This is a genomic window from Agrobacterium pusense (assembly GCF_013285525.1).
GTDB lineage: Bacteria > Pseudomonadota > Alphaproteobacteria > Rhizobiales > Rhizobiaceae > Agrobacterium > Agrobacterium pusense.
In genome coordinates, this window is the sequence record NZ_CP053857.1 from 827,337 (window position 1) to 849,230 (window position 21,894).

21 protein-coding genes are annotated in these 21,894 nt (G+C 58.0%); 13 read left to right on the top strand and 8 right to left on the bottom strand.

All coding sequences use genetic code 11. The features are described from left to right. Window positions 1–297 precede the first annotated feature (297 nt). Window positions 298–912 (top strand): TetR/AcrR family transcriptional regulator, encoded by a 615-nt coding sequence (locus HQN82_RS17425; RefSeq protein ID WP_173615369.1) that lies wholly within the window; start codon window positions 298–300, stop codon window positions 910–912. A 53-nt stretch (window positions 913–965) separates the two neighbouring features. Here HQN82_RS17425 and HQN82_RS17430 read toward each other — a convergent pair whose 3' ends face one another. Then, entirely contained in the window at window positions 966–2,000 is a 1,035-nt protein-coding gene (locus HQN82_RS17430; protein WP_004445871.1) for a LacI family DNA-binding transcriptional regulator, read from the bottom strand. A gap of 139 nt (window positions 2,001–2,139) precedes the next feature. Here HQN82_RS17430 and HQN82_RS17435 point away from each other — a divergent pair, with 139 nt between their 5' ends. The 6 genes from HQN82_RS17435 to HQN82_RS17460 all read left to right on the top strand — a co-directional run bounded on the left by HQN82_RS17435 (window position 2,140) and on the right by HQN82_RS17460 (window position 8,300). Further along, complete coding sequence (locus HQN82_RS17435; RefSeq protein ID WP_173615370.1) at window positions 2,140–3,174, top strand: Gfo/Idh/MocA family protein; 1,035 nt, start codon at window positions 2,140–2,142, stop codon at window positions 3,172–3,174. A gap of 12 nt (window positions 3,175–3,186) precedes the next feature. Beyond that, a complete protein-coding gene (locus tag HQN82_RS17440; RefSeq protein WP_173615371.1) occupies window positions 3,187–4,089 on the top strand; it encodes a sugar phosphate isomerase/epimerase family protein in 903 nt (300 codons plus the stop codon). Window positions 4,090–4,150: 61 nt separating this feature from the next. Then, window positions 4,151–5,383: an ABC transporter substrate-binding protein gene (locus HQN82_RS17445; RefSeq protein WP_113381468.1), complete on the top strand. Its 1,233-nt coding sequence runs from the start codon at window positions 4,151–4,153 to the stop codon at window positions 5,381–5,383. A 108-nt stretch (window positions 5,384–5,491) separates the two neighbouring features. Continuing rightward, window positions 5,492–6,394 (top strand): carbohydrate ABC transporter permease, encoded by a 903-nt coding sequence (locus HQN82_RS17450; protein WP_006697215.1) that lies wholly within the window; start codon window positions 5,492–5,494, stop codon window positions 6,392–6,394. Then, on the top strand, window positions 6,391–7,218 hold the full coding sequence (locus HQN82_RS17455) for a carbohydrate ABC transporter permease (protein WP_004445880.1): 828 nt from the start codon (window positions 6,391–6,393) through the stop codon (window positions 7,216–7,218). Before HQN82_RS17450 ends, HQN82_RS17455 begins: the two co-directional genes overlap by 4 nt. Then, window positions 7,215–8,300: an ABC transporter ATP-binding protein gene (locus HQN82_RS17460; protein ID WP_173615372.1), complete on the top strand. Its 1,086-nt coding sequence runs from the start codon at window positions 7,215–7,217 to the stop codon at window positions 8,298–8,300. The genes HQN82_RS17455 and HQN82_RS17460 overlap by 4 nt, the downstream gene beginning before the upstream one ends. Window positions 8,301–8,473: 173 nt before the next feature. Here the strand turns inward: HQN82_RS17460 and HQN82_RS17465 are convergent, their stop codons facing one another. From HQN82_RS17465 to HQN82_RS17480, 4 genes are read right to left on the bottom strand one after another with little or no spacing between them, the layout of a single operon-like run. Then, on the bottom strand, window positions 8,474–9,250 hold the full coding sequence (locus HQN82_RS17465; RefSeq protein WP_004445883.1) for an ABC transporter permease: 777 nt from the start codon (window positions 9,248–9,250) through the stop codon (window positions 8,474–8,476). Next, window positions 9,237–10,058: an ABC transporter ATP-binding protein gene (locus HQN82_RS17470; protein ID WP_077985811.1), complete on the bottom strand. Its 822-nt coding sequence runs from the start codon at window positions 10,056–10,058 to the stop codon at window positions 9,237–9,239. Before HQN82_RS17470 ends, HQN82_RS17465 begins: the two co-directional genes overlap by 14 nt. A gap of 9 nt (window positions 10,059–10,067) precedes the next feature. Next, complete coding sequence (locus HQN82_RS17475; protein ID WP_022563095.1) at window positions 10,068–11,069, bottom strand: ABC transporter substrate-binding protein; 1,002 nt, start codon at window positions 11,067–11,069, stop codon at window positions 10,068–10,070. A 46-nt stretch (window positions 11,070–11,115) separates the two neighbouring features. Further along, complete coding sequence (locus tag HQN82_RS17480; RefSeq protein WP_173615373.1) at window positions 11,116–12,198, bottom strand: 4-oxalomesaconate tautomerase; 1,083 nt, start codon at window positions 12,196–12,198, stop codon at window positions 11,116–11,118. A 105-nt stretch (window positions 12,199–12,303) separates the two neighbouring features. Here HQN82_RS17480 and HQN82_RS17485 point away from each other — a divergent pair, with 105 nt between their 5' ends. Further along, window positions 12,304–13,200: a LysR family transcriptional regulator gene (locus HQN82_RS17485; RefSeq protein WP_173615374.1), complete on the top strand. Its 897-nt coding sequence runs from the start codon at window positions 12,304–12,306 to the stop codon at window positions 13,198–13,200. Between the two features lie 83 nt (window positions 13,201–13,283). Here the strand turns inward: HQN82_RS17485 and HQN82_RS17490 are convergent, their stop codons facing one another. Then, the gene (locus HQN82_RS17490; RefSeq protein ID WP_072493329.1) at window positions 13,284–13,994 is read right to left on the bottom strand and encodes a DUF2161 domain-containing phosphodiesterase; all 711 of its coding nucleotides are present in this window, start codon (window positions 13,992–13,994) and stop codon (window positions 13,284–13,286) included. A gap of 85 nt (window positions 13,995–14,079) precedes the next feature. Continuing rightward, the gene (locus tag HQN82_RS17495) at window positions 14,080–15,363 is read right to left on the bottom strand and encodes a cystathionine gamma-synthase family protein (RefSeq protein WP_004445895.1); all 1,284 of its coding nucleotides are present in this window, start codon (window positions 15,361–15,363) and stop codon (window positions 14,080–14,082) included. A gap of 123 nt (window positions 15,364–15,486) precedes the next feature. Between HQN82_RS17495 and HQN82_RS17500 the strand changes: the two genes are divergently transcribed. The 5 genes from HQN82_RS17500 to HQN82_RS17520 all read left to right on the top strand — a co-directional run bounded on the left by HQN82_RS17500 (window position 15,487) and on the right by HQN82_RS17520 (window position 20,478). Beyond that, the gene (locus HQN82_RS17500; RefSeq protein ID WP_044459110.1) at window positions 15,487–15,954 is read left to right on the top strand and encodes an Lrp/AsnC family transcriptional regulator; all 468 of its coding nucleotides are present in this window, start codon (window positions 15,487–15,489) and stop codon (window positions 15,952–15,954) included. 159 nt (window positions 15,955–16,113) lie between these two features. Beyond that, window positions 16,114–17,079: an MYG1 family protein gene (locus HQN82_RS17505; protein WP_173615375.1), complete on the top strand. Its 966-nt coding sequence runs from the start codon at window positions 16,114–16,116 to the stop codon at window positions 17,077–17,079. 152 nt (window positions 17,080–17,231) lie between these two features. Next, window positions 17,232–18,500 carry a sugar ABC transporter substrate-binding protein gene (locus tag HQN82_RS17510; protein ID WP_173615376.1) on the top strand — a complete coding sequence of 423 codons (1,269 nt, stop codon included), beginning with the start codon at window positions 17,232–17,234 and terminating at the stop codon, window positions 18,498–18,500. Between the two features lie 11 nt (window positions 18,501–18,511). Continuing rightward, window positions 18,512–19,600 (top strand): carbohydrate ABC transporter permease, encoded by a 1,089-nt coding sequence (locus HQN82_RS17515; protein WP_034497375.1) that lies wholly within the window; start codon window positions 18,512–18,514, stop codon window positions 19,598–19,600. After that, entirely contained in the window at window positions 19,597–20,478 is an 882-nt protein-coding gene (locus tag HQN82_RS17520) for a carbohydrate ABC transporter permease (protein ID WP_173615377.1), read from the top strand. Before HQN82_RS17515 ends, HQN82_RS17520 begins: the two co-directional genes overlap by 4 nt. An 84-nt stretch (window positions 20,479–20,562) precedes the next feature. On the opposite strand, the gene HQN82_RS17525 is transcribed toward HQN82_RS17520, so the two are convergent. Beyond that, the gene (locus HQN82_RS17525) at window positions 20,563–21,864 is read right to left on the bottom strand and encodes a hypothetical protein (RefSeq protein WP_173615378.1); all 1,302 of its coding nucleotides are present in this window, start codon (window positions 21,862–21,864) and stop codon (window positions 20,563–20,565) included. Between the last annotated feature and the right edge of the window lie 30 nt (window positions 21,865–21,894).

Consider the following 21,894-nt stretch of genomic DNA (forward strand, 5'->3'; position numbering starts at 1 on the left):
ACCTCTTGATCTTCGCCCTCTTCCATAATATTTGACTGACTGTATAGTCAATGAAATTCTTATGCCGTCGCTCTGGGAGCTGTTCGGGGTATCGCTCCCCCCCTAGAAAAGAATCATTGCAGACTGCCCGACGCATTCGCTGGCAAGCAAAGGCATATGTTGACATACCGAGCATCAAACCACCTGCAGAAATCGGTTCCGGTTTTTGCACTGGTGCGATAGGCAGACCACCTGTTATTTCCGCCGATCACGACGGGTAGAAGGGCACGCGCCGACAATATGTAAGGATCCGGGGTAATGGCGAAAACGAAACTCTCACGTGCAGAACAGAAGATACAACGTCCGCTGCAAATTCTCGACGCCGCATTTGAGGAATTCACCAAAAGGGGATTTACGGCAACGCGGGTCGAAGACATTGCCGACCGGGTGGGAGTGACGAAAGGCACGGTCTATGTCTATTTCGAAACCAAGGAAGCCCTTTTTGCCGCGATGATCGAGCAAGTCGGCAGACCGTTCCAAGAGGCATTCGAAGCCTACGAACGCACCTCCGACGATCCCGTCGAGGAGCTTCGCCTGCTTCTCGAATTCCTGTTCGAAACGCTGGTGGATGACCGGCGTATGCGGGAACTCTTTCGTTTCGTCGTGGCCGAGGGAGCCAAGTTTCCGGATCTGATAGACCACCACCATGATATTCTGATGGCGCCGGTGCTCGCCCGCATCAATGCTATCCTGGACAAAGGTGTCGCGAAAAAGAGATTCAGGGCCAACGCACCCGAACTTGCGCATGTCGTCATGTCACCAATGGTCGGAACATTGGTTTTCAGGCTGATTTTCGACGACCGGCGCAGCCTGGACAAGGAGGCCGTCATCAAGGTTCACCTCGACGTGCTCATGAACGGCCTGCTCGCCTGAGCAGCCACAACATCCTGCCCGCGGCGGGCTGGATGGACCCCCACCTGGCTGACCTACGATACCGGACCCGGATCGCTCTCCCCCGCCACGAGGACCATCGGCCATATGCAATGGCGGGCTTGGGCGGGATAAAATGGCGCATAGGCCGGCATTGTCGACAAAAGAGTCTGCGCCACCGTAACGCCGAGATCATGCAGCGACATGCGGAAGCTTGTCAGGCGCGGTTCGAGAAACTGGCCGCGCGGGCCGTCACGAAATCCGATGACGGCGAGATCCCGCCCCGGTTCGAGCCCCGCCTCCGCAAGACGACGATAAAGACCGACGGCCATCAGCTCATAGATCAGCACAATCGCCGTCGGCCGGGGCCGCATCTGCAGCCATTCGCTGGCGGCGTGATAACCGCCCTGCTCGCTCGATTTCGCCCGGATGACCAAAGAGGAATCATAAGCGATGCCATTATCGTCCAGCGCACGCCTGTACCCATCAAGGAACACATGGCCGAGATTGATATCGCTGTCGGGCGCGGCTACCGCGATCGAACGATGCCCGGAGGCCACGAGGCGATCGATCGCGCTTTTCGCGACGCCCTCGAAATCGAGATCCACCCAGGCATGATCCGTGCTGGAGGCGGTTCGCCCGAGCGCCACGAAAGGAAGCCGATTCTGCTTGAGAAAATCGACACGCCTGTCGATTCGACGGGTGGCGGAAATGATCATCGCATCGACCATGCGGCGCGCCACCATACGCTTGAGATATTCGTCGGGGTCCTCTTCTCCCGGGCAAGGCAGAACGATGAGATCGAGGTTGTGACCGGAAAACACGCTTTGCAGGCCATCCGTCAAGCCAAGGAAGAAGTTGTCGGCATTCTCCACCGTCTGCGCGTCGCTGCCCGTCATCAGGCCAATGACATTGGTCGTTCCCTGCCGCAGGCTGCGGCCTGACTGGTTGGCGACGTAACCCAGTTTTTCCGCAGCCTCGAGAACGCGGCGCCGCGTCTCTTCGTTCACGTCGGGCTTGCCGTTCAGCGCACGGGAAACAGTGCCGATCGATATCTCGAGGTAATCGGCAAGCTGGCGAATTCCTTTCATGCGCTCCCCTCCAAATCCCGGCCCGCAATCTGCGCGCCACTTGATGGTCTTGACATATCTAACATCATCGGCATAGTCTCGTAAACGTTTACGACGCTTTGCGCAAAGAGGAGTTTGCGAAAGAGTCCGGGGAGATGAGATGACTTTTAATGCCGTTTTATGCGGGTGCGGAGCCATGGCCAAAGGCTGGCTGCGTGCCATCCAGTCCTCGCCGGAAATCGCCGGCGAAATCAGGATCGCAGGTCTGGTGGACCTGAACGAGGGCACGGCCCGCGCGCTTGCCGAGGAATTCGCCCTCAATGGAGCGGTTATCGGCACAGATCTTCGCGCGGTTCTCGCCGAAACGAAAGCCGACATTCTTTTTGACATCGTCATCCCGCAGGCGCGTTTCGCCGTAGTCGAGGCCGGTCTCGCAGCTGGATGCCATGTGCTGAGCGAAAAGCCGCTTGCAGCCTCGATGGGGGAAGCCGCAACGCTGGTGGAACTGGCGAAAAAAGCCGGCAAAATTCACGCCGTGGTGCAAAACCGTCGGTTCGTGGCCGGCATCAGACGTCTACGCCGCGCATTGGAGGACGGCGTCATCGGTGATCTGACCGCCATCCATTGCGATTTCTTCCTGGGGCCGCATTTCGGGGGGTTCCGCGAGGAGATGAAAAACGTCCTGCTTCTCGATATGGCAATTCACACCTTCGACGCGGCCCGTTTCGTCGCCAATGAAAAGCCACTCTCCGTCTTCTGTGTGGAGAAGAACCCGGCGGGCTCATGGTATGCGCATGGGGCGAGCGCCAACGCGATTTTCGAGTTCTCCAACGATGTCGTCTTCACCTATCGCGGCTCGTGGTGCGCTGAAGGCGAGCGGACGAGTTGGGAAGCACGCTGGCGGCTGATCGGCTCCAAAGGCATGATTCTCTGGGATGGCGAAGACGGTTTTTCCGCCTCGGTGGCTGGCAACGAACAGGGTCTTCTGCGTGGCTTCAAGACCGTAAACGTTTCCGATGTCGTGTCAGACAAGGACACGCGCGGCCATGCCAGCGTCATTTTATCATTTCTCGAATCCATGCGTACCGGCGAGATGCCGGAAACAGCCTCCTTCGACAATATCAACAGCCTCGCAATGGTGATGGGCGCGATCGAAAGCGCGCGCCTTGGCCAGCGCGTTTCCATTGCAGCATAAGGACCGACAGACGTGAGCAATCCGGCAACATCCATCCGCATCGGCACCATGGTCAGCGCCACCAAGGGTCAGGCGGCCGAACGTATCGGGCAGATCGCCGATCTCGGCTTTGAAAGCTTCGAGCCCTTCTTCTGGCAGACGACCAACGGTCAGGACCTCGCCGAACTCGGCAAGCGCTGCCTTGACGCCATTGGCGACCGCGATATCACCATCAGTACGCTCGGCATGTTCGGCAATCCGCTGGAAGAAACCGATATCGACCTTCAGACATTGCAGGGCTGGAAGGATTGCATCGACAACGCCCATCATTTCGGTGCGAATTGCGTGGCAGGTTTCACCGGCCGCCTGCGCGGCAGGCCGCTGCCGGAGAGCCTGCCCAGATATAAGGAAATCTGGAGCGAGCTTGCCAGGCGTGCCGCCGACAAGGGCATAAAGATCGCTTTTGAAAACTGCGCCATGGACGGCAACTGGCAGACGGGCGACTGGAACATTGCCCATAATCCCGATGCCTGGGAACTGATTTTCAACGAAACGCCAGACGAGAATATCGGCATCGAGTGGGAACCCTGCCACCAGATGGTTTATCTGATCGATCCGCTACCGCAGATCCGCAAATGGGCGAAGAAGATTTTCCATGTGCATGGCAAGGACGCGACCATCCGCTGGGACGTCATCCGCGAGCACGGCATTTTCGGCAAGGAGAAGTTCGTCTTCATGCGCACGCCAGGTTTCGGCGACAGCAACTGGACCGATATTATTTCCGAACTGCGCCTCGCCGGCTGGTCAGGCTCGATCGATATCGAAGGCTGGCATGACCCGGTCTATCGCGATGCGCTGGAAATGACCGGACAGGTGCATGGCCTGAACTATCTGAAAAAATGCCGAGGCGGCGATTTCGTCGTCGATCCGACATAACGGAAACCTTTTGGGAGAAGGTTCCCGAGATTGCAGAGACGATAACCAAGAGGAGGAGATTATGGGTATCGCAAAATGCATGATGGCCGGCGCGTTTCTGTTGGCGGGCGTGTCCGCCGGCGCGATTGCGGCACAGGCAGAGGACGTGACTTTGACCTTGTGGTCGCTGGACCGGGATATCCAGCCGGCTCCAAACCTCATCAAGGAGTTCAACGCGCTCAATAACGGCATCAAGATCGAATACCGGCAACTGCAGTTCGATGACGTGGTGAGCGAATCCATGCGCGCCTATTCGACCGGCAATGCGCCCGACATCATCGCCATCGACAACCCCAACCACGCCATGTTCGCCGCACGCGGAGCCTTCCTCGATGTGACCGACATGATAGCCAAGTCCGATGTCATCAAGACGGAGAATTATTTCCCCGGCCCGCTGAAATCGGTGATGTGGGATGGAAAATATTTCGGCGTCCCGAAGGCGACCAACACGATCGCTCTTTATTACAACAAGGATCTGTTCAAGGCCGCCGGGCTGGATGTGGCAAAGCCGCCGCAAACCTGGGATGAGCTGGTTGACGCGGCACGCAAGCTGACCAACCCTTCCAAGAACGTCTATGGCATCAGCTTCAGCGCCAAGGCGAATGAGGAGGGCACATTCCAGTTCCTGCCCTGGGCGCAGATGGCTGGCGCCACCTACAAGAACATCAATACCGAGGGAGCCGTGAAAGCGCTCGAGACGTGGAAGCTGATGCTGGACGAAAAACTGGCTTCGCCCGATACGCTGACACGCAGCCAGTGGGATTCTACCGCGACCTTCAACGCCGGCAACGCCGCCATGGTCATTTCGGGCCCATGGGAAATCGACCGCATGCTGAAGGACGCAAAGTTCGACTGGGGCGTCACGCTGCTGCCGGTTCCGGCGCCCGATGCGCCGCGCTCATCGGCCATGGGGGACTATAACTGGGCGATCTTCTCGAAGACCAAACATCCTGAAGAGGCCTTCAAGGCGATCGAGTTCTTTGTCTCGCAGGACAAGGACATGTTCAAGAATTTCGGCCAATTGCCGGCGCGTTCGGACATTCCCGTACCGCCCACCGGCAATGCGCTGAAGGATGAAGCGCTCAAGACCTTCGTCGAGCAGCTCAAATATGCACAGCCGCGTGGCCCCTCGCCCGAATGGCCGAAAATCTCGAAGGCCATTCAGGATGCCATTCAGGCCGCGCTCACGGGACAGATGTCTCCGAAGGACGCACTCGACCAGGCTGCACAAAAAATCAAGCTCGTCGATGGCTGATCAGGGAGGCGGCCGGCATGTCCGGCTCCATCCGTAGGGTTCCTCCCGGTGGGGTCGCTTGCCGTGATAAGCGGCGGCGGCCCCGAGCGGAGCTTGCGAGGATTTCTTATGAAAAAGCTGCTTTCCAGCATCAGCGATGGTCGCGGTTTCGATATCGCCCTTGTCGCCTTTCCTTTGGCTTTCCTCTTCGTGATGGCGGGGTTACCCCTGCTTTACAACATCGTCATGAGCTTTCAGGAAGTCGACATGTTCAGCCTGGGCACCTTCGTGCGCCCGTTCGTCGGTTTCAAGAACTATGTCGATCTGTTCCGGCAGCCGGAAACCTGGCCCATCCTGATGAATACGGTAACCTTTGTCGTCGCTTCCATAGCGGGGCAATTTGTCATCGGCTTCGGTCTGGCTCTGTTTTTCTGGGTCAATTTCCCCGGCGCCACCTGGCTGCGGGGCCTGTTCCTCGTTTCATGGGTCATGCCCGGCCTCGTTGTCGGTGCCATCTGGAACTGGATTTTGTCCGGCGACTTCGGGGTTCTGAACTTCTTCCTGCGCGAAAGCGGACTGATATCAGGCAATATTTTCTGGCGTTCGGATGCGAATTTTTCGCTCTGGGCGGTTGTGATCGCCAATATCTGGCTCGGCACCTCCTTCAACATGATCCTCCTTTCCGTCGGCCTCGCCTCCATTCCCGGCGATCTTTACGAAGCCGCCGAGCTTGATGGCGCCAACGCCTGGCAGCGCTTCTACACCATCACGCTGCCCATGATGCGCTCCACCATCGGCGCGATCATCTCGCTCGGGCTGATCTTCACCTTGCAGCAATTCGATCTATTTGCCGCCATTACCGATGGCGGACCCAACAACAGTTCCAATGTGGCGCAATACTGGGCCTGGGATCTGTCCTTCCGGCAATATGACTTCGGCAAGGGCGCGACGATTTCAGTCATCATGATCGTTTTTGTCATGCTGGCCTCCATCGTTTATGTGCGCTCCACACGGCATGAGGTACGCGGATGAGCATCAACAACCGTAACCGCCTGATGCTGGCAATCGCCATCATTCTTGCCATCATCTACCTCTTCCCGCTCTACTGGATGTATCTGACCTCGCTCAAAAGCGGCTCGGAGATGTTCGCCAATCCACCCTCCTTCTGGCCTGGTGAACCACAATGGCAGACCTATGCCTATGTCTGGAACAGCCGCAACATGGGCCGTTACCTGTGGAATTCGGTGCTGATCGCTTCGAGTGCGGTGTTTTTGATCACCATCCTCGGCGTCGGCTGCGCTTATGTACTGGCGCGTTATCGCAATGTCTGGGTGGATATCGGCCTCTTCCTCATCCTGATGCTGCAAGTCCTTCCAGCTTCATTGATGATCACGCCGATCTTCGTCGGTTTCTCGCAATTCGGGCTTCTGGATTATCCACGCCTGTCCGTCATCCTCGCCATTGCGGCGAAAAGCATGCCCTTCTTCGTTGTGCTGGTGCGCGCCACCTTCATGGCCGTGCCGCAGGAACTGGAGGAGGCAGCGCTCGTAGATGGCAATTCCAGGGTCGGCGCGTTTTTCAATATCGTTCTGCCGCTTGCCAGAAACGGCATCCTCGTTAGCGCCATTCTCATCTTCATGCAGGCCTTCGGTGAATTCGTTTACTCCAAATCGATGATCCAGGCGGCGGAACTGCAGCCCGCCAGCGTCGGTCTCAATTCCTTCATGGGGCCCAACACCAGCGAATGGAACAACATCATGGCCTATGCGACCATGTATGTGACGCCCATTCTCGCCCTCTTCATTCTCTTGCAGCGCCGCATCGTATCCGGCCTGACATCAGGAGCGCTCAAATGACCCTTCAGATCGAATTATCAGGCGTCAATAAATATTACGGCGCTTTCCATGCCCTGAAGAACATCAACCTTTCCATCAAGAAGGGCACCTTTATTGCCCTTGTGGGACCATCCGGCTGCGGCAAGTCCACGCTTCTGCGCTCGCTTGCCGGGCTTGAGAGCATCTCGGCCGGTGACATGCGCATTGCCGGCACGCTGATGAACGGTGTGCCGCCGCGCAAGCGCGATGTGGCGATGGTATTCCAGTCCTATGCGCTCTACCCGCATATGACGGTCGAGGAAAACCTCACCTATTCGCTGCGTATGCGTGGTGTCGCCAAGGCGGAAGCCCGCAAGGCCGCGGAAGAGGTTGCCGCCACGACGGGGCTTTCCAAGCTCATGAAGCGTTATCCCCGAGAACTCTCTGGCGGGCAGCGCCAGCGTGTCGCCATGAGCCGGGCGATTATCCGTAATCCGCAGGCCTTCCTGTTCGATGAGCCGCTCTCCAACCTCGATGCGGCCTTGCGGGTTCACATGCGCAAGGAAATCCGCGCCCTCCACGACCGCCTGCATGCCACCTCGGTCTATGTCACCCATGACCAGATCGAGGCGATGACTATGGCCGATCATGTCGTCGTGATGCGTGACGGGGTAATCGAGCAGCAGGGGACACCGCTGGAGCTCTATGACCATCCCGTCAACCGCTTCGTTGCAGGCTTTATCGGCTCCCCAGCCATGAACTTCATCCCGGCGACCGTGAGTCCGGATGGCGCATCGCTCCAGCTGCGGTTCGGCGACGGTCAACCCCCGCAGTCGATCAGAAGCCCCGCCCCCCTGCAGCCGGGCAAACATCTCATCGTCGGCATCAGGCCCGAACATATCAGCCCTGCTACTGTAACGGGAGCGGCGTTGACACTGCCCGTCTCCGCTGTGGAGACAACGGGCGCGGCAACTTTCCTGACACTCGGCACATCCACGGAACTGGTGATTGCGATACAGGGCCGCAGCCCCGTCAAAGCCGGCGAGGTCATCGGCCTCGACGTTGACCCGTCCGATATGCATCTCTTCGATGAAGAGACAGGCGCTAGGCTTGTAAACCGGTGAACCGCAGCGAAGCGGGACGCCGATCACCTTCGGTTGACGATCCCCGATCGTCCAGCCCCGGAACTCGAAGCTCTGCCGAGTAATGTCGAAAGGCCGCGGCCCAAGCCGCCGCGACGGTTCAAAAAAACGGGGCAGCCAAATGGCTGCCCCGCTGGATTTCAGCTACCTCGGCCTTATGCAGGCCGCTCTTCGCCTGCGTTGGGCCTCCACGTGATCAGCCTTTTCTCTGCGACATCGAGAATGAGGTCGATGATGAGGACGAAGACCGCAAGGATGATGATGCCTGCGAAAACGCCGACCGCATCGAAATTGCCTTCCGACCGGGCAATGAGGTAGCCGAGGCCTGCAGAAGCCCCAAGATACTCTCCGATGATCGCGCCAACCACCGCAAAGCCGACGGAGGTGCGCAGCGACGACAAAATCCAGCTCGCTGCAGCGGGAAAATAGACATGACGCAGCAGATCCGTGCGCCGCGCCCCGAGGATGCGGGTATTTGACAGCACGACCGGATTTACTTCGCGCACACCCTGCATGGCGTTGAAGAAGGTGACGAAAAAGACGAGCGTAACCGCGAGGGCAACTTTCGACCACAGGCCGAGGCCAAGCCAGAGAACGAATATCGGAGCCAGGACGACACGGGGAATGGCGTTTACCGCCTTGATGAACGGATCAAGAACGCGGGCGACGAAGGGGCTGAGGCCCAGCCAGACGCCAGCGCCTACCCCGAGACCGGTGCCGATGAGATAACCAAGCACGGTTTCGCTGAGGGTAATGCCGACATGCTTATAGAAGCCGGCATCCGCAACCCAGTCGATCACCTGCCTGACGATATCGTAAGGTGCGGGAAAGAAGAAGCGATCAATGGCGCCGGAGGACACACCGAGTTGCCATCCGCCAAGAAGCACGACCAGGAGAACGACCTGGATGATACGAACATTAACGGCTTGCATAGCTTTTCTCCACTTCGCCGCGCAGGGACGCCCAGATATCGCGATAGAGCGTCATGAATTTCGGATCGAGTTTGATTTCAGCGACGTTGCGGGGTCGTTCGAGATCGACGGGAAAGCTCTCGATGACACGGCTCTTCGGACCCGCAGCCAGAACGACGACCCGATCTCCGAGCGCAATAGCCTCCTCCAGATCATGGGTAATCATGACCACCGCCCGGCGATCCTCCTGCCACAGGCGCAGCAATTCGTTCTGCATGAGATGGCGGGTGTGGATATCCAGTGCCGAGAAAGGCTCGTCCATCAGGATGACCTTCGGCTCGGTAATCAGCGCCTGCGCCATCTGTACGCGTTTACGCTGCCCGCCGGAAAGCTGATGCGGAAAACGATCGCCAAAACCCTTGAGGCCGACTTTTTCAAGCCATGCCATGACCTTGGCACGCCGCTCGTCCTCGGCAACGCCCCGGAACATCAGACCAAGCTCGACATTTTGAAATGCGGTCTTCCAGGGAAGGAGGGCGTCCTGCTGAAACAGATATCCGATATTGTTCTGCACACCCTGGACCGCTGAACCGTCGATGGAAACCGTGCCCTGCGCGGGCTTCAGCAAGCCAGCAATGGCATTGAGGATGGTCGATTTTCCGCACCCGGTCGGTCCGACAATGGAAAGAAACTCGCCATCGCCGACCTTGAGGTTAACGTCCTGGACTGCAACAAACGCACCGAATGCCATGGTGACGTTCTCGATCGCGACCATGGGCTGTGGTTTGAAGTCCGCCACTGGCTCTAGCTTTCTGACTGGGGATGACATGGCGGCCTCTCAGTTTGCAGCCTTCGAAGCAGCGGCTTCGACGAACTTGTTGGTATAGGTGGTGTTGAGGTCGATCGACGCCTTTGCCACGGCCTCGTTGAAGGTCTTGAGAACGGCAAGCGGCGTTTCGAGATCGCCGGGCTCGAACTTGCCGTCTTCGGAGAAGATCGCCTTCGCGGCTTCGACGGCCTTGATGTAGGTTTTCTTGTCCCCGGACACGAAGTCGTCAGGAAGCTTCTCGACGATTTCTTCCGCCGAATGCTGCTTCATCCAGTGCAGCGCCCGTACCGTGGCATTGGTGACCTTCTGGATCACTTCGGGATTTGCGTCGATATATTCCTGGGTCGCATAAAGCACGGAGGTCGGATAGATGCCGCCATAAACATCCTTTGCGCCCTGATCGCTGCGTGCATCGATGAGGATTTTGCCCAGCCCGCGTTCGACGACAATCGTGGCCGCCGGGTCATAATTGACGAGCAGATCGATCTTGCCCTGCTGCAGGGCTGCAACGGCGGCAGCACCCGAGCCGACGCCGATGATGGAGATATCGTTGTCGCTTAAATTGTGCTGCTTCATATAGTAGCGAATGAAGAAGTCCGAGGAAGAGCCCGGCGAGGTGATGCCGACCTTCTTGCCCTTGATCGTCTCAGGCTTTGCGGGATCGAAGTCAGTATCGTTCTTGCCTGCAAGAACCAGACCCGAGTTGCGGGCGAGCTGAACGAAGCCCACGACGTGCTTGTTCTGGGACTGCATCTGAATGGTGTGGTCATAAAAACCGACGGCAACGTCCGTGGAGCCGGCGACGAGCGCCTGTAGCACCTTCGAGCCTCCCTGCGCAAAGTTCTCGGTCGTCACATCGAGCCCCTCTTCCTTATAAAAGCCGAGGCTGGCCGCAACGGGGAAAGGCAGGTTGTTGAGGTTGTATGAGCCGACGCTCATTCTGACAGATTCGGCATTGGCGGTTGCCGCCAGCGCACAGAGCGCAGCCGTTGCAAGCAGGTATTTACGCATGAGGGTCTCCTCCCGTTTCGCGATATTTTAGCCACTATGGCCTTGTCTATGCTGCGTCTTCAATCGCAGCCATCGGCTTGGCGAAGGCAAAGCCTTCGAACAGCCTGCGCGCCGTCCTTACAAGTCCGGCTGTTATGGCACCGTTTCGCATTTCCAGCTGTACATCCAGACGGCCTGCGGGATGTTCGATGCGGATCTGGGTCGGCACGGAAAGCCCTCCTGCCGCATTATAGGCGACGGTGCCTTCCGTTACGGCCGCCGTCGCGATGCCGACAGCGCCGGTTGTCGCGAGGGCAGGGTGGCACTCGTTCGGCATGAAATACCTGACCGAAAACGTTCCACCCCGCCGCGCCGGCGCAATGAGCACCGGCTTTGGAATGACCATATCCCGAACGTCTCCCATCCCCATCATCTTTCCAGCCTCGATGCGTATGCGGGTCATCCGTTCAATCAGGTCTCGATTGGCGGAGAGCGATTGCGGATCTTCGTAGCCGGTGACGCCGAGATCGGCTGCCCGCATGAGAACCATCGGAATGGCGCAATCTATCGCCGTTACATCCACCCCGTCGATCACATCGACGGGTTTTCCGGTCGGCAACAGCCTGCCGGTTTTCGCGCCGGCTGCATCCATGAATGTCAATGCGATGGGTGCCGCAAGACCCGGAACACCGTCGATCGATGCGTCACCAAGATAAATTACCTCGCGGCCCCGCGTCGGCACCTTCGCCTCGATCAGTTTGCCGGTATTCACGTTGTGGATCCTGACAAGCGTATCGTTACCCTGCGCCGGCACGAGCCCCGCCTCAATCGCGAAGGGACCGACGGCGGCCAGCATATTTCCGCAATTGGGTGAATAATCGACATGCTGCCTGTCGGTGCGCACCTGTGCGAACAGATAATCAATATCGGCGCCGGCGACCGTGGAAGGTCCGATGATCGCCACCTTCGACGTAACCGGATTGCCCCCGCCGATACCGTCGATCTGCAGCGGATGGCCTGAGCCCATGATGGACAGCAAAGCCGCATCCCTTGCCGCCGGATCTCGGGGCAAATCGGAAGCCAGAAAGAACGGTCCGCGAGACGTTCCGCCGCGCATCAGCACACAGGGTATCTTCATCAGATCGTTCATGATTAGCCTCAATCTTGCATTTTGCGGATCAATGCGCCGCGTTGTTGCAATATGGGCAAAAGAGTCTAATCTGTTAAATGCAATGTTTTGGAGGTTTATTGCGAAATGAGCATCAATTGCGAAATACTGGATTTGCGCGCATTTCAATCCGTAGTTGAGCTCGAGAGCTTTCACAGGGCAGCGGAGGCGCTGCATATCTCCCAGCCGGCGCTCACCCGCCGCATCCAGAAGCTGGAGCAGGCCATCGGCGCACCGCTTCTGGAGAGAACGACTCGACATGTCGCTCCCACCGCCATGGGCCAGGAGGTGATGCCGCTTGTCCGGCGTATGCTGGAAGAATTCGATGGGTCGCTGTTCGCCATGAAAGATGGCGCGCAACGGCGCGGCCTCATCACGATGGCCTGCGTTCCCACCGCCGCTTTCTACTTTCTTCCCACGGTCATCAAGGCTTTCAGTCAGCAATATCCAAACATCAGGCTACGCATCAGGGATCTGACGGCAAATGAGGGGCTGCAGGCGGTTGCGAGAGGCGAGGTGGAATTCGGCATCAACCTGATGGGCAATTCCGATCCCGAACTGTCATTCGAACCGCTCATCGATGACCCGTTCGTGCTGGCGATGAGGAAAGATCACCCGTTGGCGAATTTCGAAACGATTGAATGGAATCAACTGGAAGCCTATCCGCTCGTCGTCGTGGACCGTTCGAGCGGCAACCGGACGCTTCTAGACGGCGCGCTTGCGAGACACAATCTAAAGCTGAACTGGTTTTATGAGGTGACTCATCTCAATACGTCTCTCGGGCTGGTCGAAGCCGGGCTGGGGATTTCCGTTCTGCCGCGGCTGGCCACGCCGCAGGACGAACATCCATTTCTCATCACCAGGCCGATCGTCAATCCCGTCGTCTCCCGTACGATTGGCATTGTACAAAGGCGAAGCAGTGCCCTTTCGCCCGCCGCGGAAAAATTCGTCCGGCTGCTGCTGGAGACCTGGAAGACACAGTAGTCACCTGATGGGTCGGGGATGCCCGGGAGGGCCCCTGACCCCGCAATCCTGATCTCCTGAAGTCTTGGAAAGGTTTTTCGCCGTCAGGTTTCTTCGAAGCCGACCGTGCCTCGCACAATCCCGTCGACAGCCTTTGCCGGCACGTCCTGCTGTGGCCACCGCTGCAAAGCTTCGTGTCCGGCCTCTGTCAGACCGTAGACTCCCCGGTCGAGTCGTTCGAACCAGCCATAAACATTCGAAAGCAGTATCTTCCCGGCATCGGGTATATTGGACCTGACCTCACGCACGCGCATCGGACCCGACGCCAGCGCCACGGCGCAGCCAAGCGCCTGCTGGCGATACGCTGTCATTATTGGCATGCGCGTGCTCCCACCCGCCGTGGGATCGCCCCGCCGCCTCTGGTGTTCCCGCATGAGCCGCGACCGCCGTTTCGGATTGGTTCGCGGCATCGGCGAAACGGCGCCGACGATGATGCTGACGTCACCGGCATCGGAGATTCCCAGCATACCGATCCCGAGCCTGCGGCAAAGATCGCGGTAACGCCTGTCAGCCTCGCGGCCCTTACCCCTGGCAGAGACCCGGGCGGCGATCCACACCTCATCTGCGATAGCTGCGCGATCGACAGCCTGCAAAATGAGCTCCAGATTGAAGCTCAGCTTTAGCTCGCAGATGACGACGACGGGGGGATCGTTATCGCTCAAGCCAACAAGATCACAGCCGCCGACTTCGCCCTTGACGGTATAACCCGCCTCTTCGAGGAAATCTTTCACGGGCAGATAAAGCGAAGTTTCCATATGCCTGAAGGTTCACGTGATTATACTACCCCCAGATATATCGATCCGCCTGCACAGGACAACCTCTTGGTCGGCACGTGGAGCGTCAGACCTGATCCAGTGAAAGGGTCAGGTCGGCGATAAGATCGTCGGGGTGTTCTATGCCGATTGACAGCCGGATCGTGGAATCAAGCACACCGATACGCTGACGGACATCGGCAGGAACGCCCGAATGCGTCATCGTTGCGGGATGAGAAGCAAGGGACTCCGTGCCGCCAAGGCTTACCGCAAGTTTGAATATGTTGAGCGCATTGAGAAATTTGAAAGATGCGGCCTGCCCGCCGACAATGTCGAACGAGAAGGTGGATCCCGCCCCGGAACATTGGGCGGCAAACACCTTGCCAACCGCGGATGCCGGATCGCTGAATGGCAGGTAGTGGATTTTTTCGACCTTGGGATGGGCATTCAGGAATTCAGCCACAAGCCTGGCGTTGCTGTCCGCCCGCTCCATCCTGATTTGCAGCGTCTCCAGAGAACGTCCGAGCATCCAGCACGAGTGCGGATCGAGCTGTGTGCCGATCGCCCCGCGCAGGGCCTTCACCTGCTTCATCACATCCTTGCGCCCCAGCGCCGCCCCGGCGATAAGATCGGAATGCCCGCCAACATATTTTGTCAGCGAATAGAGCGAAATATCGGCGCCATGTTCTATGGGCCGCTGGAATACAGGACCAAGAAGCGTGTTATCGCAGGCGATGATCGGCCTGTGCCCCTGCCTTTTGCCAATCACCTCGGCGACCCGGCCTATCATGGCGATGTCGACAATGCTGTTCGTCGGATTGGCGGGGGTCTCGATCAGGATAACGGACACCCTGCCTTTCGCCATCGCCTCCTCTGCCGCCGCCATGACCGAGGTTTCGCTGACACCATCGGCGAAACCCACTGCCGACACGCCGAAATTATGAAAGGTCTTCGCCAGAAGCGTTTCCGTGCCGCCGTAAAGGGGCTGGGAATGGAGCACCGTATCGCCGGGCCGCACGAAGGCGAAAAGCGTCGTCGAAATCGCGGACATGCCCGAGGAGAAGAGCGCACAGCTCTCCGTCCGTTCATAAACTGCTAGACGATCCTCGACGATCTCGCTGTTTGGATGGTTGAAACGCGAATAGACGAGACCTGCGCCTCTGCCCTCCGGCGGCTCCTTGCGCCCGGAGACATAATCGAAGAAGTCGCGGCCATCTTCTGCCGACTTGAAAACGAAGGTGGATGTCAAGAACACCGGAGGCTTCACGGCGCCCTCCGACAACTCCGGATCATACCCGTAATTGAGCATCTGGGTTTCGGGATGAAGGGCATGGTTGCCGATATGGGTTTTGGACGGATGCGGCGCAGTCATTTCCGATGATCCCTCAGCTGGCGTTGAACTTCCTGCAGGTTACACGCAATGAAGTCAAAATGCCTTGCATTTTGGAGCGTTTATATGCCCCATGGAGCAATATATTGCGGAGAATTGTAATTTATGTCGCAGAAAATTGCAGACCCGATCGATCGGCGGATACTTCGGGAATTGTCCGCCGATGCACGGATCACGAATAACGAACTCGCCGAGCGCGTGGGGCTATCGGCATCCGCATGTCTACGCCGGCTTCGACGCCTGGAAGAAATGGGTGCCATCAAGGGATATTCCGCCATCATCGACCCGGCGATCGAGGGATGGACCATGACCGCTCTCGCATCCATTCGCCTCAGCCGCCAGCATGATGATGAAATCCGGATGTTCGAAGCAGCGGTTCTTGAGTGGGACGAGGTTCTCGAATGTCATCTCGTCACGGGCACGAAGGACTACATGCTGAAGGTCATGTGCGGCGGGCTGGAGGATTACGAGCGTTTCATCAAGGACAAGATCGCGAAGCTGAAATGCGTGGACACCATCGAGACCAGCTTCGTCATGAACACGATCAAGACGCGGCGCATCTGGTCGGCGTAACGCGCGGACAATGTCGCGCTGGCTGCATGCTGTCCGGACTTTCCGGCGGAAATTTTGATCCGAATAAGCGTCGTGGCGGGTTGAGATGATGTACGGCAAAGGGTATCAGGTGCCCCATTCTCGGGCGGCCCTTCCACAAGCAACAAGGCACATCCTGACATGAACCCGGACTTCCTCGTCACCCATTCCGGTGGCTTCCATGCCGATGAACTTCTGTCGAGCGTTGTGCTGACACGGCTTTTCCCGCAGGCCCGCCTCATCCGCAGCAGGGCACCGGAATGGCTCGCTGCCGGTGCGGACCGCATCATCTACGACGTGGGCGGCGCCTACGACGCAGCAAGAGGAATGTTCGACCACCACCAGCGCGGCGCGCCGTTACGCGATGACGGACAACCCTACAGTTCGTTTGGGCTGATCTGGAAGCATTTCGGCCGCGATTATCTTTCTGCCTTCGGCGTTCCAGAAGACCACATCGAAACCATTCACGCTTCTTTCGATGCCGGTTTTGTGTTGCCTGTTGACCTGGTTGACAATGGGGCGCTCAGCCCCTCGACGGCCGGACCGCTCGCCGGGCTGACCCTGCCCGTCCTGCTCGAAACTCTGAAACCCGTTTTTGATGACGCCGATCCCGAAGCGGACAATCGCAATTTCCACGCGGCGCTGGGCATTGCCCGCAGCTTCGTTGAGGCAAAAATAACCAACAGTGCCGCAAAGTTGCGCGCCGAAGCGCTAGTAAACCAGGCTATCATGGATGCTGGCGAAGGGCATATTCTCGAGTTGCCGATGGGAATGCCGTTCCGGCCCGCCATCGTGAAGGCAGGCGCCGATCATCTGCTCTTCGTCGTTCATCCGCGTAACAACGACTGGTGCCTGACCGGTATCCGGCGCGCCGACGAGGGCTTCGAGTTGCGGGCGGATCTGCCGGCGGCCTGGGCAGGCCTGACTGACAAGGATCTGGAAGAGGTTTGTGGTGTGGAAGGCGCAAGCTTCTGCCATAACGGCCGGTTTGTCGCAGCTGCAAAGACCCGCGACGCCGCGTTGGCCATGGCAGAACTGGCGGTAAAAGAGGCTCTCTCCTTCAGCAAAAATGCACCGGCGACAGAGCCGTCAAATGGCGGGACCTGAACGCCTGGCTGCTGATGCGGTTCGGGCGGGGCAAATCCGCGATCCTGTCTGCATTTTTTAAAATGCGGTTCTCCGCGTAGCGTCTGGACGCAAATTTCTGCGGAACAATCTGTAGATGTTGAAGTTACCCTTCGTGAGGAGGAGGACCATCTATGACCAGCAGAGCCATTTTTGCGGGGGCAGCAACTGCCCTGTCGATGCTTTTTTCCACCGCCGCACTGGCCCAGACCGACCTGACGATGTGGTATCACGGCGCAGGCAATCTTGAAGAACGCAAGATTCTGGCCGGCATCATTGAGGACTTCAACTCGTCCCAGTCGGACTGGCGGGTCTCGCTTCAGGAATTCCCCCAGAATGCATATAATGAATCGGTCACCGCTGCCGCGCTTTCCAACAAGCTGCCGGACATTTTGGATGTCGACGGTCCGAACATGCCCAACTGGGCGTGGTCCGGATATTTGCAACCACTGAAGATCGACGAGGCAAAGCTTGCGAATTTCCTGCCCGGTGCCGTGGGCCGGTGGGGAGACAAGCTCTATTCGGTCGGTCTGTGGGACGCTGCCGTGGCGGTTTTCGCCCGCAAATCGGTGCTCGATGAAAACGGTATCCGCATTCCAACTCTTGAACAGCCGTGGACCGGCGAGGAATTCAACGCAGCCCTTGAGAAGCTCGCTGCCAGCGGCAAGTTCGAATATGCCATCGATCTCGGCATGGCCGATAAAACCGAATGGTACAGCTATGCCTTCAGTCCCTTTCTGGAAAGTTTCGGCGGCAGCCTGATCGACAAGGCGAATTATCGAACCGCCGAGGACTTCCTCAATGGAGACAATGCCATCAAGTTCGGGGAGTGGTGGCAATACCTGTTCGCCAGGAAGCTCGCACCGGGGACATCGCAATCACCCGCCGACCACGAAACCGGATTTCTGGAAGGTCGCCACGCCTTGCAATGGATGGGCAACTGGGTTGCGGTGAAGGCTCTGGAAAAATACGGAGACGATCTGCTTTTCCTGCCTGCGCCTGATTTCGGGCAGGGTCCGAAAATCGGCGCGGGGTCATGGCAGTTTGGTGTTTCGGCCACCAGCAAGCATCCCGAAGGCGCTTCCGCCTTCATCGAATTCGCCATCCAGGACAAATATCTCGCGCAGTTTTCGGATGCGATCGGTCTTATCCCTGCAACGTCCTCGGCAGCCCAGATGACGAAGAATTACAAGAAGGGCGGCCCGCTTGAAGTTTTCTTCGAACTATCCAGACGCCAGGGTACGTTGCGTCCTGTCACTCCGGCCTACGCCTTCATCTCGCCGGTCTTCTCCAAGGCTCTTTCCGACATTTCCAACGGTGCGGATGTGGCCGATACCCTCGATAATGCAACGGACGAGATAAACAACAATCTGGAACGCAATTCCGGTTACCAACCCAAATAGGGGCGTGATCGATGGCGCTCTTTTCTTCACAGGGAAAACCGGCCCGGGACAGCTTCACGGGCTGGTTCATGGCCGCACCGGCGGTGGTGCTGATCGGGCTCTTCCTGATCACACCATTTCTGCTGGGGCTGGGTTTTTCCTTCACCAACCAGCGGCTCACATCTCCCAACCCGACGGAGTTCGTCGGCTTTGAAAACTACAGCCGGCTGCTGGGCGTGGGTGTGCTGACGCTCAAGCCGGAAAGGCAGGCCGATGGAAGCATCAGCCGGGATGCGGATGGCTCCATCTCCTATCCGAGAATTCGTAATTTCACCCGCAACAACCCCGACTATCCTCATCTGGACGGAATGCGGGAATATAAGAACTTCAGCTGGGGCGAGAACCGGATCGTCATTCTCGCACGCGATGTCGTATTTCTGACCGCCGTCGTAAACACCCTTTCTTTCGTGGTCGTGGTCGCGCCGGTTCAGGCGGCGCTGGCGCTGTTTCTTGCCCTGTTGGTGAACCAGAAAATCCCCGGCGTCACGATTTTTCGTGCGATCTATTTTATGCCGGTGGTCTTGTCGGTGGTGGTGGTAGCGCTTCTCTGGCGGTTTATTTATGCCGCCGATAATGGGCTCTTGAACAGCCTTCTGAGCTATATGAGTTTTGGGCTCTTCCAGCCTGTCGACTGGCTGGGCAGAACCGATACCGCCTTATGGGCCATTCTGGTGATGTCAGTCTGGCAGGGCGTCGGTTTCCATATGGTCATCTGGCTTTCCGGCCTTCAGACCATCTCGCCCGATCTTTACGAGGCAGCGGATATTGAAGGCGCGAGCCGCTGGCAGAAGTTCCGCATGATAACCTGGCCGCTGCTGCGCAACACGGCCGTACTCGTTATCATCGTCATCACCATGCAGGCTTTTGCGCTTTTTGCGCAGATCGATGTGATGACCAAAGGCGGGCCTCGCGACTCTACGCAGAGCATCGTCTATCAGGCGGTCGAGCGAGGATACCGCCAGCAGGACATAGCCGCGGGCTCCGCAATTTCTGTCGTCCTTTTCCTGCTTGTCCTGTGCATTTCGCTAACGCAGCGCTACCTGACAAGGGAGAAGCAATGATGCAGGCCGGACGACGTAAAAGTTCCGTTTTTCTCATCGGCAATTACGCGCTCATGCTCGCCTTCGCGACGATCTTCATCCTGCCCCTGTTGTTCATGGGGTTCTCATCGCTAAAACCGAACGACCAGCTGTTGAGCGATGCGACTTCGATACGAGCCTTCCTGCCGGTGGGAGATCTTTCGCTCGAAAACTATACTGCGGCTTTCGCCCGGGCGCCGATTGCGACCTTCATATTCAATTCCGTTGTGGTGACTGGGGTCACCGTATTTCTCGCCCTGCTGCTTGGCTCGCTTGCCGCCTTCGCTTTTACGTTTTTGAACTGGCGCGGCAAGGACGTTCTCTTCTCAATCATTCTCGCCACACTCATTATTCCGTTTGAGACGATTGCCGTGCCGCTGCTGCTGGAGGTTAACAATCTGCCATGGATCGGCAGCGGCGGGTTTACCTGGGGTTGGCTCAATTCCTGGCATGTGCAGATCATTCCATGGATCGCGGACGGGCTGACGATTTTTCTCTTCGTCCAATATTTCAAGGATCTGCCGAAGGAATTGCTGGAGGCGGCACGCATCGACGGAGCCAGCTGGCTGCGTATCTACGCACAGGTGGTAATGCCGCTCAGCGGGCCGGTGGTCGCAACAGCTGCGATCTTGAAGTTTCTCGTCATGTACAGCCAGCAGTATCTATGGCCGCTTCTGGTCACGCAGTCCGAGGCTTACCGGCCGGTGATGGTGGGGCTGCAGTATTTCTTCCAGCTTAACACGCCCTGGGGTGAAGTCATGGCCTATCTCACCATTATTACCCTGCCCGTGCTGATATTTTACCTGTGTCTGCAGAGGCTTTTCATCTCCAGCATCGCAGCAAGCGGGATAAAGGGATAGCGTTTTGAAGGCTGCCCGGCATCTTAAACCACCAGGCCCGCCGCCATCCGGTCTGGTTGCGATCTCACGACAATAACATCCTCCTTACCCCCTGCCGGGACGGGCATAATTCCGACAGGGACGTGTGCAACTGCTTTCTCTCAAAAACGGGTTCCAGTCTTTCGCCGCCAGGATTGCCCAGGCGGTAGCGCCGACATGCGGCAGTCTGAAATATTTGAAATCGGCAGAGGTCGAGGCAGGCCCGATCATCAGCCCCGTCGTCAACTCCGGCCCGACAGTGGCATAGACCAGACCATCGGGCGATACCTCAGCATCAATGGTGGCAAGCAGGGCTTCGGCCCGCCCGGCGTGGCCTGCATGCTGAAACGCAAGCGCTGCCTGCGCCGTGCCTTCCAGCCAAATGCCGTCCCGGTCATCGTTGAAATCGAAGCCGTCCCCAACCGCATAGCGCCGGTCGACCCATTCCAGCACGCGCTCGGCGCGGCCGCGGAATTCCGGAACGGCGAGGATGGGCCAGAGTTCGGAATCTATTCCCGACTGGGTTAAATTGGGTCGATCGCTGCCGGGCAGGCTACCAACATAAAAACGACCCTGCTGCTCATTCCACATGGCGTCGAGGAACTTGCCTGCACTGTTCTGCATCGTCCGCCAGGTTTTATCGTCCCCACTCTTGGTGAGCCAGCTGGCAACGGCGTAAACGTCAAGATTGTGCTCCGTCGATTTCCAGTCGAGTTTAACCGGAGACGGTTCGTGGCCGAATGTGCCGCCCGTGTAACCGATGTCGCTGTCACCCTTGGTATATGCATCGATCCAGCGCATGATTTTTGCCGCGGCCTGCAAATAGGCTGGATTGTCGGAGCGTTCAGAGGCGGTAAGCAGGGCAAGGGCCGCCCAGGCGAGATTGCCTGTCGCACTGCCGACCTGATAGCCGTCTTCGACCCAGGCATTGCTGGCGGCATTCCAGAAACCGGGCAGGAGCATAACCTCCGTTTTGCTTACGACCGGGCCGGAGCGATAGGCGTTGCGCAGGCGGCCATCACTGTAACGGCGGTCACGGTTCACGGCCAGTAGCAGCGCATCGGCAACCCTTGTTGCTTCGGCGTCTTTCCCACATGCAAAAAGAGCGATGGATGCCAGCGCATTGTCATAGGTAAAACCCGTATTCGAAAGCGCCGGATCGAGCGCCTTGCCATCGGGCGCGGGCTCGAAGCTGCGGAACACGAAGGGTGCGGGAGAATCATCCATCTTCCCGGCAAGACCCGCGCATAAGCGTGAAGCGAGCATATCGCGGACGGATCCGGATGCAGCGCGTCCGTCACCTCCGGCCAACACTGTCATGATGACACAGGACATCAGGATCGCAGGGATGATCGATCTGAGAGGCATGAGCGGAATTCCCGTATGATCGAAACCTTT

Coding starts and splice junctions, on each gene's coding strand:
- HQN82_RS17425 (WP_173615369.1), top strand. CDS start 298: ATGGCGAAAACGAAACTCTCACGTGCAGAACAGAAGATACAACGTCCG.
- HQN82_RS17430 (WP_004445871.1), bottom strand. CDS start 2,000: ATGAAAGGAATTCGCCAGCTTGCCGATTACCTCGAGATATCGATCGGC.
- HQN82_RS17435 (WP_173615370.1), top strand. CDS start 2,140: ATGACTTTTAATGCCGTTTTATGCGGGTGCGGAGCCATGGCCAAAGGC.
- HQN82_RS17445 (WP_113381468.1), top strand. CDS start 4,151: ATGGGTATCGCAAAATGCATGATGGCCGGCGCGTTTCTGTTGGCGGGC.
- HQN82_RS17450 (WP_006697215.1), top strand. CDS start 5,492: ATGAAAAAGCTGCTTTCCAGCATCAGCGATGGTCGCGGTTTCGATATC.
- HQN82_RS17455 (WP_004445880.1), top strand. CDS start 6,391: ATGAGCATCAACAACCGTAACCGCCTGATGCTGGCAATCGCCATCATT.
- HQN82_RS17460 (WP_173615372.1), top strand. CDS start 7,215: ATGACCCTTCAGATCGAATTATCAGGCGTCAATAAATATTACGGCGCT.
- HQN82_RS17465 (WP_004445883.1), bottom strand. CDS start 9,250: ATGCAAGCCGTTAATGTTCGTATCATCCAGGTCGTTCTCCTGGTCGTG.
- HQN82_RS17470 (WP_077985811.1), bottom strand. CDS start 10,058: ATGTCATCCCCAGTCAGAAAGCTAGAGCCAGTGGCGGACTTCAAACCA.
- HQN82_RS17475 (WP_022563095.1), bottom strand. CDS start 11,069: ATGCGTAAATACCTGCTTGCAACGGCTGCGCTCTGTGCGCTGGCGGCA.
- HQN82_RS17480 (WP_173615373.1), bottom strand. CDS start 12,198: ATGAACGATCTGATGAAGATACCCTGTGTGCTGATGCGCGGCGGAACG.
- HQN82_RS17485 (WP_173615374.1), top strand. CDS start 12,304: ATGAGCATCAATTGCGAAATACTGGATTTGCGCGCATTTCAATCCGTA.
- HQN82_RS17490 (WP_072493329.1), bottom strand. CDS start 13,994: ATGGAAACTTCGCTTTATCTGCCCGTGAAAGATTTCCTCGAAGAGGCG.
- HQN82_RS17495 (WP_004445895.1), bottom strand. CDS start 15,363: ATGACTGCGCCGCATCCGTCCAAAACCCATATCGGCAACCATGCCCTT.
- HQN82_RS17500 (WP_044459110.1), top strand. CDS start 15,487: ATGTCGCAGAAAATTGCAGACCCGATCGATCGGCGGATACTTCGGGAA.
- HQN82_RS17505 (WP_173615375.1), top strand. CDS start 16,114: ATGAACCCGGACTTCCTCGTCACCCATTCCGGTGGCTTCCATGCCGAT.
- HQN82_RS17510 (WP_173615376.1), top strand. CDS start 17,232: ATGACCAGCAGAGCCATTTTTGCGGGGGCAGCAACTGCCCTGTCGATG.
- HQN82_RS17515 (WP_034497375.1), top strand. CDS start 18,512: ATGGCGCTCTTTTCTTCACAGGGAAAACCGGCCCGGGACAGCTTCACG.
- HQN82_RS17520 (WP_173615377.1), top strand. CDS start 19,597: ATGATGCAGGCCGGACGACGTAAAAGTTCCGTTTTTCTCATCGGCAAT.
- HQN82_RS17525 (WP_173615378.1), bottom strand. CDS start 21,864: ATGCCTCTCAGATCGATCATCCCTGCGATCCTGATGTCCTGTGTCATC.